The sequence below is a fragment of the Chlamydia sp. 04-14 genome, assembly GCF_036632095.1.
GTDB lineage: Bacteria > Chlamydiota > Chlamydiia > Chlamydiales > Chlamydiaceae > Chlamydia.
On sequence record NZ_JAPYKW010000004.1, the window covers coordinates 42,641 to 54,547 of the forward strand.

Genomic DNA, 11,907 nt, shown 5'->3' on the forward strand with positions numbered 1-11,907 from the left:
AATACTCGAAGAGATTCTCACCTTAAAGGCAAGCGACTGCTTTCTAAAAGAAGGTAATATAATACTGTAGCATATAGAGAAAAAGGTTAACAGCAAAGTATTTTATAGTTGCAATAGTTTGTTATATACTTCACATTACAGCTTTTTTATTTGTTCTCGGATTTCTGGCGGACACATGGACACGGTGATTTTATCTAGAATACAGTTTGGTTTATTTATTGCGTTTCACTACTTGTTTGTTCCTTTGAGTATGGGCCTCAGTATGATGCTTGTTTTAATGGAGGGCTTATATCTAGTTACGAAGAAGAATATTTATAAACAGATGACTTGGTTTTGGATTGGTGTTTTTGCTTTAACATTTGTTGTTGGCGTTGTCACTGGAATCATGCAAATTTTTTCTTTTGGATCAAATTGGTCAAGATTTTCTGAATATACTGGAAATGTCTTTGGGACACTTTTGGGAAGTGAAGGTGTTTTTGCCTTTTTCTTAGAATCAGGATTTTTAGGTGTTTTATTATTTGGACGTCATAAAGTTTCTAAGAAAATGCACTTCTTCTCTACTTGTATGGTAGCTTTAGGAGCACATATGAGCGCTTTCTGGATTGTGTGTGCGAATTCTTGGATGCAAACGCCTTCAGGTTATGAAATGGCTATGCACAATGGACATCTTGTTCCTACAATGACTTCATTTTGGCAAGTGGTTTTCTCTCCTTCAAGTATAGATCGTTATATTCACGTTGTATTAGGGACTTGGTTATCAGGTATTTTCCTGGTAATTAGTGTTAGCGCATATTATTTGCGTAAGCAACGCCATGTAGAATTTGCCCGTCAGGGATTAAAATTAGGCGCAATTACTGGGATTATCGTACTTATTTTGCAATTATGGTCTGCAGATGTTACAGCACGTGGTGTTGCTAAAAATCAGCCTGCGAAATTAGCTGCCTTTGAAGGTCTATTTAAAACTGAAGAATATAGCCCAATTTATTTATTTGGTTATGTCGATGTGAAGAATCAAAAAGTTATAGGTCTGCCTATTCCTGGAGGTCTTTCATTCTTAGTCCATAGAAATACTAAAACTCCTGTTGCAGGTTTAGATCAAACGCCACAAGATGAGTGGCCTAATGTGCAGCTAGTTTTCCAATTTTATCACCTAATGGTTATGCTTTGGGGATTAATGGTTCTTCTCGCAATCATTACCTGGTGTGCTTATAAGAAAAGACGCTGGGCATTAAAACCCTTCATCTTATCCATACTTTCATTCTCTATTCTCTGTCCGGAAGTGTGTAATGAAGTGGGTTGGTTTGCTGCAGAAATGGGAAGACAGCCTTGGGTAGTTTATGGTTTATTAAAAACTAGCGATGCTGTTTCTCCTATAATACGTGGAGGTCAGGTTGTTCAGACTCTTATTTTATTTAGTTTAGTGTTTGTTTGTCTCTTATCTTTATTCCTCTTTCTTTTATGGAAGAAAATACAACGAGGACCCGATCAAAACGATCTTAATGAGGTGGAAGTATGATCATGGATTTTTCTTTAGCTTCACTATTGCCGATAGCTTGGTATGTTATATTAGTAGTTGCAGTGTTTGCCTACTCTTTAGGAGATGGTTTTGATTTAGGTTTAAGTGCAATTTACTTCATGTCTCGCGCTGATGAGGAACGGCGTACGTTACTTAATTCTATAGGGCCTGTTTGGGATGGTAATGAAGTGTGGCTCATTATTATTTTTGGGGGACTTTTTGCAGGATTTCCACCGGCCTATGGCGCATTATTATCGATTTTTTATATGCCAATATGGACATTAGTTTTGCTCTATATCTTCCGAGGATGTTCTTTAGAATTTCGTAGTAAAGCAGAATCCACAAAGTGGAAAGCATTCTGGGATATTGTTTTTTGTATATCAGGAATCGCTATTAGCTTTTTCTTAGGGGTTTTAGTGGGAAATATGATTTTAGGATTGCCTATAGCGCCTACAACCCCATATTCTTCTTTATCTTGGGTGCTATTTTTCCGTCCTTACACATTACTCTGCGGTGCTCTTGTTGTTAGTGCTTTCGCAATTCATGGAGCTACTTTTGTTTTAATGAAGACTACTGGAGAGTTGCAACAGCGGATCATTAAGCGTTTCTCTTATGTTTTATCCGCATTTTTAGTTGTTTATCTTCTCTTGATCGGTGCTACTCTTGCTGTGATACCGCAGACAAAGGGATACTCTTTTCAGGTAGGAAGTTTTAATGGAGTTCCTACATACCCTATATTGATATTGTTGCTCGCTATGACTTTAGGAAGTTGTCTAGCAACTAAGACTTGCATATCTAGGAAACGCTACGGCTGTGCCTTTCTCTATTCTTCGTTGAATTTACTTCTATTAATACTATCGACGGTAACTTTAGTTTTTCCAAATATTCTATTTTCTACTGTAGATCCTGAGCATAGCTATACTATTTACAATACAGCAGCAAGTACAAAAACATTACAGAGTCTTTTGGTCATCGTACTTGTAGGTTTGCCGTTCATTATAGCCTATGGAGTGTATATCTATCGTGTTTTCAGAGGTAAAACCGATTTCCCTTCTGTGTATTAGAGAGTTTTAGGGATGACTTGTTTTTACTCATTACAAAAACTCTAAAATTTTTATAACATGCTTCCTATTTTTTGTTTTTAGGTTGCATTTATGTGGAAGTACTGGGTTTTCTTATTTATATTTTCTCCGCTGAGTTTATGTTTCGGAGAGTATAAGCCTTATGAGGAACTGTGGCTATCTTCTGAAAATAGTATTTCTGGTTCCTCTACAATTGTCGAAACTTCTGGAAAACTTCTTGTTGTTTGGCAAGAGAGCAACAAACTCGTAGGAAGGTATTGCGATCAGGGATTATGGTCGGAATCTAGAGAGATTTTCCCTCAGGAATCTGGGAGTTTTTCTAACCCCGTATTGGTGAGAATTAGCTCTCAGGAAATATGGTTGTTCTATAGAAAACAACTTTTTGGAGAGAGCGTGAGTCGTCCTTATCTAGCTTTCTCTTTCAATGCGGGGAAAAATTGGTCCGAACATAGACTCTTACCTCCTGGGTTAGAGGGGACAACAAGAAATCCTCCTTATGTGGATAGAATAAGAAATCAAATATATATTCCCTCGTACAGTATCTATGGGATGCTAACAGATCAGGAGCTTGTAGGAGCTTCTTGGGTAGAAATTTATAATTTCTGTTCTCAATCTTGGGAAGGGCGTTTTGGCCCTATTTTAGGAAAGACAAGAAATCAAGTTCCTATAGAACCTGCTATTGTATCTTTAACATCAAACAAACTGGCGCTTTTTTGTAGAAATGCTTCTGTAGAAGAAAATTATATCTGCATGTCAACATCAACAAATCGTGGAACTTCTTGGTCAAAATTAAAGAACCTTCCTTGGCGAAGTTATAATAGTAGTATTGCTGTTCAATCGGGGAGAAGTGGGAGATTATTTCTTTTTGCTAATAGTGCCCCTAATGGAGAGGGACTAACATGCTTTCCTTCATATAACGAAGGATTAACTTGGAATCATCCTAAGCTTATTGATGCGGATTACAGCGTAGATCCTTGTGCATATTTAGATAAACAAGGGTATATGCATATTGTCTATACTGGTAAGGATATTTCGGGTAATCAGCGTATTAAATACTATAGAGTTGAAGAAGAAGCTCTACTTTTAAATTATCCTGCATATTGGATCACTGACAGTTTAAAGGAGAGCGTAAGAGAGTAGTTTAAGAAATAACTTCTTTAATATTGATTACGTAATAAGCTGGAAAAGCAAAATGATTATTTGGACGAGGTAAACATTCCACAGAAACTCTCTTTCCTAACCATTTCTCTAGGTCTATTTTTGTTGCATAGACAAAGGCTATAGTATTTTCCTTATCTTTAAGTAAGTAATCACCAGGATTGTTTTTTACAACATGGGGATAAACTTCCAGTTCTCCAACAAAAGTTTGTTTCTTCTTTTTTTCTTCTTCATAGAAAGCATCTTGAGTAAGCTTTTTAGCATTTTCTTGTGGCTGCATGCTTGCCCAAATTTTAAATAAGGAACATTCAAGACTTTCTCTTCCTTGAGTTTTTGGAGAGGTCTTAATTACTGTTTGCTTGCGGATATGACGAGATAATAAAGATCCGGTAGTTGCAGGCTTTTCCGTACTGTAAAAAGTATCAGAAGAACTGGATGCTTGTTGTTTCCCGATTGCCTTATCTTGACTTGCTAGAGATTTTGAAAGATAGGTATCTTGGATCTCCTCTAAAGCTTTTTGTATTAATGGCTGCAAACCGGGGACATCATTGAATTCTTCAGATTGTACAAGATTGATTTTTTTATAAATTGCTTCTAAGTCAACGGAATCTAGAGTTTTTTTCAACTCATCTTGAGCGAATTTCACAGCAGAATCTAGTAAGTCTAAAGCGATTTTCTTTTGACCTTCTCTATGTTTATAAAGATCTATAGAACCTTTTTGAGAAACAAAATTTTTAGCAACATAGAAAGCGCACTGACTAGGTAGGGCAATCTCTAACCACTTTCCTTGTGGCTGACTCGACGTTGCTTGAATTTCTGTGCCTCGAGATAAACGTACAAGTACGGGAGCGGATGTTGAGGGTTCTAAGCGTACATTTACTTGCTCACCTTCAATCACATTATCTAAAACAAATGTACGGAATACGTAACCTTTGAGTCCTTCAGGAGCAGCAACGATATAATAGTCTTTGCTCTCGCCAATAACGGCAATATAGTCGCCTTTAGAAAGTTCTTTGATAATGGAGCTGTCTACATGTGGAGCTAAACGCAAGCGTACACGGTTTCCTTTAATCTCTCCTGTAAATGGAGAAAAGGAAGACTTGTCCATTTGCGCAACAGGTGTTTTTGATACGGAAGGAGCAGCATGTAAACTTGCTGAACTTATTCCTGACCCGATGGTAAACAAAAGCATAGAAATCGATAGCGTTCGCATGCTTTACTCCTACAATGTGTTCACATTAGAAATCGATACAAGGATGTGACCTAGTCCTCTAGGGGAAGCGACCCCTAGAAAAAAGAATTATATCGACTGCAGTGAAAAAGTCAATTATCTTACCAATCGAGTAAACTTGACTAAGTCTTAAGTATAGAGAACTGCTTTTACATGTTCACAATTTAACTTGCCGCAAGTACATCCGATAGGTGTCCCTAGATATACACTAAACTGCTCACTTGGGTTTAACGGATCGGTAACAAGATACAATTTATTTCCACTTGGACTAATGTCCCACGTGCGGAAAGATAAATCTTCTTCGCACACAGTGGCGTCTTCTTCTTCACTAATTACTCTGCCGATTTGACAATGCATGCAGTTGCAATGAGGTTCTGCTTTGGGTAGAAGATTGGGATTATTCCCTGCCAGAGTGCGAATTACCATAACCATTTTTTCTAAAATATCTGCAGGTGCATCGGGATGGTCTTTATGTTCCGGGGTGTGTTGTAGAATCATTTCCATGGGGCTGGTTCCAGAAAATAGCGGAGACATCAGACTTTTTTGTGAGAACATTTGTACGTCTGTATCTTTAGATAATTGCTGAAGTACATTCATTAACATACCTAGCTTATCATCTTCACGACCAGATTCATCTCGAATTATTTGAGAAGCTTCTAAATGGAGAAGGTGCTCTTGGAAAGCAATATCAATAATTGACTGATCTAAATTAGGGATAGAGATGATCTTCCCGTCAATTAAATGTAGCTTGAGGGTAGCCTGCCCTTTAACTTCTCCTTCTTGCGATTCAATAAAGGCTATTTGATTCCATCGTGCAGAAATATAGGGAGGAATGCAAATCAATTGGTCATTAATTTTCACTTTCATGGCGACCTCCAGTGGTAAACTCTACTGTCATTGCTTAACGTCATTGTAGAGGAGCGCTGTTTTTTTGACAATCGAATTAGCAGTTGATGTTGTCGATTGCTAAATTCAACCTAACTTCTTGAAGATGTTAAGCAGTTTTTCTTTTTAGAAGAATAAGAATAGAGTTTTTTTTACTTAGAATTATATAAAAGGGTCAAGAAGTTTCTAATAAAATTTTGTCAATATAAGCGCAGATTTTCTCAGTATTTGTTTTAAGTATTTTCGTCATTTTATTAGGAAGGATATTTGCAGATATAAAATGTCTTTTGGGGTTGGAGCCCTGTTTCATTAGGAGTTAGCTGAATGAAGAAAACAATGGTCATTGATACGAGTGTGTTTATTTATGATCCAGAGGCCCTATCATCTTTTGAGGACACACGAATTATCATTCCTTTTACTGTAATTGAGGAGTTGGAATCATTTGCTAAAGATCGTGATGAATCAGCAAAAAATGCTTCGCGAGCTTTGAGTAATATCCGTTTATTACTTGAACGTTTTGGTAGTCATGCTGATGGTATATCTCTTCCTAATGGAGGTGAATTACGTATAGAAGTATCTTCTGTTGCTAACCTAGCTAATGATGAAAAACGCCGAAAACTTCTTACGCTCGAGTTGCTTCAAGTGATAGCACAACGAGAGCCTATGATTTTTGTAACAAAGAGTCTAGGACGTAGAGTCCGTGCTGAAGCCTTAGGGATAGAAGCTCGGGATTATGAAAATAAAAGATTCTCTTTTAGATCTTTATATCGTGGTTATCGTGAACTAAGTGTGTCTGCATCTGATGTGGAAAGCTTTTATACAAATGGATATTTAGATATTCGTTTAGACATAGCTCCATCACCTAATGAATATTTTTTTATTTCAGGAGGAGAGAATTATTTTGCTCTCGGCCGTTATCACGCAGGTGAAGGAAGAATCGTTTCTTTAAAATCTCTTCCAGATAAAATTTGGGGAATAAAACCTTTAAATACCGAACAAAAGTGTGCTTTAGATCTTCTTTTGCGCGATGATATAAAATTAGTTACGCTCATGGGACAAGCAGGATCAGGGAAAACTATTTTAGCTTTAGCAGCAGCTATGCATCAGGTATTTGATAAGGGGAATTATAATAAGTTATTAGTGAGTCGTCCTATCATTCCGATGGGGAAAGATATTGGATTTCTTCCTGGGGTTAAGGAAGAAAAGCTTTTACATTGGATGCAGCCTATCTACGATAATATGGAATTCCTTTTTAATATTAATGGTATGGGAGATTTTTCAGAGGTCTTACAATCTTTGATGGAAGCTAAAAAATTAGAGATGGAAGCTCTGACATATATTCGTGGAAGGTCTTTGCCAAAAGTGTTTATGATCATTGATGAAGCACAGAACCTTACTCCTCATGAGATTAAAACGATTATTTCTCGTGCAGGGAAAGGAACAAAAATTGTTCTAACAGGCGATCCTACACAAATCGATAGTCCATACTTTGATGAAAATTCCAATGGGCTTACCTATTTAGTAGGTAAGTTTCATCATTTGCCTCTTTATGGCCATATGTTTATGACGCGTACGGAACGTTCTGAACTTGCAGCCGCCGCAGCAACTATTTTATAGTTTAGCGATTTAGCCTAGGAAATCTCGGAGTTCTTCTTCAGCAGATTTTTGAGGGGGCAGGGGTTGTTTCTTAGGATCAATATCGGCAGACGTCGGTGCGACATAACCACAGACTTTTTTAAAGTAATTGGTTATCACTCGAATAACTTTGAGAACTACTTGGCAAATAGCTAGAAGACCTTTGATTCCGAAAATTTCTAACCAGGCATCCTCGCGGATCGTAGGCAACGCTTCATTAATTTCGAGACAAGGGGAAATGGTACATATTTTACTATAACCTCCTGTTGGAAGAAGCAAAGCAGTTTCAATATTGGAAATCCCTAATAGAGCACGTAACCCTGTAAAAGTACTAAAAATTGGTAAATAGCTCAGGAAGGATTCACAGCATGAACGGTGCAACGGATTCTGAACAACATGTTGCTTATTTTTTTCAAAATAATGATCCAATTGACCAGTTGACGTGTGCTGGTGATTTACTATTAAAACTGTGTTTTGTGTAATTCTCATGCTTTGCTCAAGCTTGCTATTGTGGGATTTAGAGAGAAACTATAATGCAAAAATAGGTTTTCGAATAGATACTGATTGAAATCTTCGTACATTTCAAGAAATTATTTACTAATTTGATGAAGAGTGGCTTAAGTATCGAAGTGTTGCTTGAGAAAAATTAAAAATATGGAGGTGGAGAGACTCGAACTCTCGTCCTTAGTAAACTCCCTGCTAACCTCTACATGCTTAGTCCCTAGTAGTATTACATTGAATTTCCTCAGCTAAGAACATCTATGGAAACCAACGACTCTCAATAATCTCGAATAGACCCTCTTGAGAATTAGAGAAGGTAAATTCCAACCAGATAGATGACGGTACTTCACAAACCTCTGGTGGAGTTTATGAGCACCGGGTTATCTAGAGGTTATCTAAATAACAACTTTTGCTAATTAAGCAGCTAATCTTTCCTGGGTGAGGTCAGAGAAACTGATAATTTCGCATTCAGCCTTAGGTTCGGCATTTATTGTTTTGTCGGCTTTTTAGGAGGCCAGCCAACGCCCTCCGCATGCAATTAACACTTCATTTCCAAGTCGAAACCTATACACCCCCAGAGCATATTTTAAATTTTTCTTCGCTTTTGTGCAACTCAAGTATCCCTCTATTTTAAATGTTGTCAAGAGAAGGAGAATTTTTCTTAAATTACGAGGGTAAGGTGGACGAAAACCAGAGAAATCTTTATTTTGGGAGTGATTTTACATCTACACGCACTTAACGGCTAAAGCATGAATACGGAAGGCGAAGGGAGCAAGGAAAGTCTTGCTAACAGAGAAGAGAAGATATTGGATTTTTGGAAAACAAACCATATTTTTCAAAAATCGTTAAAAAACAGAGAGGGCAAAACTCTGTATTCTTTTTATGACGGCCCACCGTTTGCTACGGGTCTACCTCATTATGGTCACCTTCTCGCGGGGACAATCAAGGATGTTGTCGGACGTTTCGCTACTATGGACGGATATTATGTTCCTAGACGTTTTGGATGGGATTGTCACGGTGTTCCTGTAGAATATGAGGTAGAAAAATCTCTAGATCTTACCACTCCAGGAGCTATTGAGGACTTTGGGATTGCTAAGTTTAATGAGGAATGTCGAAAGATTGTTTTCCGTTATGTCGATGAGTGGGAACACTACGTGAATCGTTTGGGACGTTGGGTAGACTTTTCTGCTACGTGGAAGACAATGGATGCTTCATTTATGGAAAGTGTCTGGTGGGTATTCCGTTCTCTCTATGATCAGGACCTAGTTTATGAAGGTGTGAAGGTGGTTCCTTTCTCCACGAAATTAGGCACACCTTTATCCAACTTTGAAGCAGGTCAAAATTATAAAGAAGTAGACGATCCTTCCGTAGTTATTAAGTTTGCTTTGCAAGAAGATCCCGCGTCTTTACTAGTATGGACCACAACACCATGGACATTAGTATCCAATATGGCTGCTGCTGTGGGTCCTGAAATTACTTATGTACGTGTTGCGGATAAGGTTTCCAGAGAGGAATGGATCCTAGGTCAGGGATGCTTATCCCGGTGGTTTTCAGACCCAGATTCATATGAAATTTTAGAAAGTTTTCCGGGTACAGCTTTAATAGGGAAAAGCTATGAACCACCCTTTAGCTTTTTTGAACATAAACGTGCAGAAGGAGCTTACAGAATTCTTTCTGGTTCATTTGTAGAGGAAAGCGAAGGTACCGGGGTTGTACACATGGCTCCTGCATTTGGTGAAGCGGACTTCTTTGTATGTAAAGAACACCACGTACCTATAGTGTGTCCTGTGGATAATCACGGCTGCTTTACGGAAGAGATTCCCGAATATCAAGGCCAATATATTAAGAGCTGCGATAAAGGAATTATCAAATCTTTAAAAAATCTAGGAAAGATTTTTTATCATGGGACTGTAATGCACCGTTATCCTTTCTGTTGGAGAACAGACACCCCGTTAATTTACAAAACAGTGAACTCTTGGTTTGTTTCTGTTGAGAAGATCAAGGACAAGATGTTGCGAGCTAACCAGAAAATACACTGGGTTCCAGAGCATATCAAAGAAGGGCGTTTTGGTAAGTGGTTAGAGGGTGCTAGAGATTGGGCAATTAGTAGGAATCGTTATTGGGGAACTCCTATTCCTATTTGGAAAAGTAAAGATGGAGAAGTCTTAGTTATAGGCTCTGTAAAAGAACTTGAAGAGCTTACTGGAGAGAAGATTTCTGATTTACATTGTCATTTTATTGATCAATTAAAAGTTGAAAAAGACGGGAAGACTTTTCAGAGAGTTCCCTATGTATTTGATTGTTGGTTTGATTCAGGCGCTATGCCTTATGCACAAAATCACTATCCTTTTGAAAATCAGAAGGAAACAGAAGCTGGATTTCCTGCAGATTTTATAGCAGAAGGTTTAGATCAGACACGAGGATGGTTCTATACCCTTACGGTGATTTCTTCAGCCTTATTTGATCAGCCAGCGTTTAAAAATGCGATAGTTAACGGTATTGTTTTAGCCGAAGATGGCAATAAGATGTCTAAAAGGCTAAATAACTATCCTAGTCCTATGGGGATTATGAATACCTACGGAGCTGATGCTCTAAGATTGTATTTGTTAGACAGTGTGGTTGTTAAAGCTGAGGATTTACGGTTTTCTGATAAGGGTGTTGAATCTATCCTTAAACAAATTCTCCTGCCCTTAACAAATGTGTTATCTTTTTTCAAAACTTATACAGATCTGTATGGTTTCGATGCTAATAGTTACGATAAGGAAGAGATAACTTATAGCGAGATTGATAGATGGATTCTTTCCAATCTCTATACTGTTGTTGGCAAGGTTCGTGAGAGTATGAGCTCTTATAATTTAAATACTGCTGTCAATCCTTTCGTTACTTTTATTGATGATTTAACAAATTGGTATATTCGTCGTTGCCGTAGACGTTTCTGGGAATCTGAGGACACTCCAGATAGAAGAGCAGCTTTTGCTACACTTTATGAAGTGCTTACTGTTTTCTGTAGAGTAATCGCTCCTTTTATCCCATTTATATCTGAAGATATTTACCAACAGATCAAAACAGAGCATTCTCAAGAGTCTGTACATCTTTGTGATTTTCCTCACATAGATCTTGCTAAAGTATTTCCAGATTTGGAACAACGCATGAGCGACGCTCGAGAGATTGTAGGTCTAGGGCACTCTCTACGTAAGGAGCATAAGTTAAAAGTACGTCAACCTTTAGCGAATTTTTATATAGTAGGTCCTAAAGATCGTTTAGATGAGTTGACTTCTTTTGAGCAACTCATTGCAGAAGAACTCAATGTAAAAAATATCGTATTTTATAAAGAGACACCAAGCTTTGTAAAAACGACTGTGAAACCCAACTTTCGCTCTTTAGGCAAGAGGGTGGGTGAGAAGATAAAAGATGTGCAAAGAGCGCTGAGTAATCTTTCTCAAGAGCAGATACAGCAGTTGCTAAAACAACAATTTCTTCTTCTGAACTTAGGTTCGGAAGAGATTACTTTGGGTATAGATGATGTATTAATTTCTTGGGAGACAGAGTCTGGATATGTTGCTCGAAGTTCTTCGTTATTTACTGTGGTTCTTGATTGCCAGTTAACTGAGGATTTGGTTGTTGAGGCGATTTCTAGGGAATTAGTGAATAAAATTAATACGATGCGTCGTAATCATAAGTTGCATGTTTCTGATCGTATTCTTTTGCAAATAAATACTTCAGAAGATGTCAAAAAGGCATTTCTCCATTACGAAGATTATATTTGCGAAGAGACATTGACTATTCAATTTGAGTTTAAAGATGCTGTTGAGGGTGAAGAATGGGATATCAATGGACATCCTACATTTATCTCTCTTACAGTAGCTTCCGGAGTAAAATAACACTCTAAGATTTCTTCA

At 37.7% G+C, this 11,907-nt stretch carries 8 protein-coding genes and 1 other RNA gene; 5 read left to right on the forward strand and 4 right to left on the reverse strand.

Annotated elements, in window-relative coordinates:
• The first annotated feature begins 175 nt into the window (after positions 1–175).
• The 3 genes from O6937_RS05115 to O6937_RS05125 all read left to right on the forward strand — a co-directional run bounded on the left by O6937_RS05115 (position 176) and on the right by O6937_RS05125 (position 3,738).
• Positions 176–1,516 (forward strand): cytochrome ubiquinol oxidase subunit I, encoded by a 1,341-nt coding sequence (locus tag O6937_RS05115; RefSeq protein WP_332390566.1) that lies wholly within the window; start codon positions 176–178, stop codon positions 1,514–1,516.
• A gap of 2 nt (positions 1,517–1,518) precedes the next feature.
• Positions 1,519–2,580, forward strand: coding sequence for a cytochrome d ubiquinol oxidase subunit II (cydB, locus tag O6937_RS05120; protein ID WP_332390594.1), 1,062 nt, complete (start codon positions 1,519–1,521; stop codon positions 2,578–2,580).
• Between the two features lie 90 nt (positions 2,581–2,670).
• Entirely contained in the window at positions 2,671–3,738 is a 1,068-nt protein-coding gene (locus O6937_RS05125) for an exo-alpha-sialidase (protein ID WP_332390567.1), read from the forward strand.
• A 1-nt stretch (position 3,739) separates the two neighbouring features.
• Here the strand turns inward: O6937_RS05125 and O6937_RS05130 are convergent, their stop codons facing one another.
• Together O6937_RS05130 and O6937_RS05135 are read right to left on the reverse strand one after the other, a co-directional pair.
• A complete protein-coding gene (locus tag O6937_RS05130) occupies positions 3,740–4,969 on the reverse strand; it encodes an SH3 domain-containing protein (RefSeq protein WP_332390568.1) in 1,230 nt (409 codons plus the stop codon).
• A 147-nt stretch (positions 4,970–5,116) separates the two neighbouring features.
• Positions 5,117–5,854 (reverse strand): hypothetical protein, encoded by a 738-nt coding sequence (locus O6937_RS05135; protein WP_332390569.1) that lies wholly within the window; start codon positions 5,852–5,854, stop codon positions 5,117–5,119.
• 342 nt (positions 5,855–6,196) lie between these two features.
• Between O6937_RS05135 and O6937_RS05140 the strand changes: the two genes are divergently transcribed.
• Positions 6,197–7,489 carry a PhoH family protein gene (locus tag O6937_RS05140; RefSeq protein WP_332390570.1) on the forward strand — a complete coding sequence of 431 codons (1,293 nt, stop codon included), beginning with the start codon at positions 6,197–6,199 and terminating at the stop codon, positions 7,487–7,489.
• 9 nt (positions 7,490–7,498) lie between these two features.
• Here the strand turns inward: O6937_RS05140 and O6937_RS05145 are convergent, their stop codons facing one another.
• A complete protein-coding gene (locus O6937_RS05145; protein WP_332390571.1) occupies positions 7,499–7,996 on the reverse strand; it encodes a hypothetical protein in 498 nt (165 codons plus the stop codon).
• Positions 7,997–8,159: 163 nt separating this feature from the next.
• Positions 8,160–8,584: a transfer-messenger RNA gene (gene ssrA, locus O6937_RS05150) on the reverse strand.
• A gap of 173 nt (positions 8,585–8,757) precedes the next feature.
• Here ssrA and ileS point away from each other — a divergent pair.
• Positions 8,758–11,889 carry an isoleucine--tRNA ligase gene (gene ileS / locus O6937_RS05155; protein WP_332390572.1) on the forward strand — a complete coding sequence of 1,044 codons (3,132 nt, stop codon included), beginning with the start codon at positions 8,758–8,760 and terminating at the stop codon, positions 11,887–11,889.
• The last annotated feature ends 18 nt before the right edge of the window (positions 11,890–11,907 follow it).

Excerpts from the sequence above, each read along its gene's own strand:
- O6937_RS05115 (WP_332390566.1), top strand. The coding sequence starts at position 176 with ATGGACACGGTGATTTTATCTAGAATACAGTTTGGTTTATTTATTGCG.
- cydB (WP_332390594.1), top strand. The coding sequence starts at position 1,519 with ATGGATTTTTCTTTAGCTTCACTATTGCCGATAGCTTGGTATGTTATA.
- O6937_RS05125 (WP_332390567.1), top strand. The coding sequence starts at position 2,671 with ATGTGGAAGTACTGGGTTTTCTTATTTATATTTTCTCCGCTGAGTTTA.
- O6937_RS05130 (WP_332390568.1), bottom strand. The coding sequence starts at position 4,969 with ATGCGAACGCTATCGATTTCTATGCTTTTGTTTACCATCGGGTCAGGA.
- O6937_RS05135 (WP_332390569.1), bottom strand. The coding sequence starts at position 5,854 with ATGAAAGTGAAAATTAATGACCAATTGATTTGCATTCCTCCCTATATT.
- O6937_RS05140 (WP_332390570.1), top strand. The coding sequence starts at position 6,197 with ATGAAGAAAACAATGGTCATTGATACGAGTGTGTTTATTTATGATCCA.
- O6937_RS05145 (WP_332390571.1), bottom strand. The coding sequence starts at position 7,996 with ATGAGAATTACACAAAACACAGTTTTAATAGTAAATCACCAGCACACG.
- ileS (WP_332390572.1), top strand. The coding sequence starts at position 8,758 with ATGAATACGGAAGGCGAAGGGAGCAAGGAAAGTCTTGCTAACAGAGAA.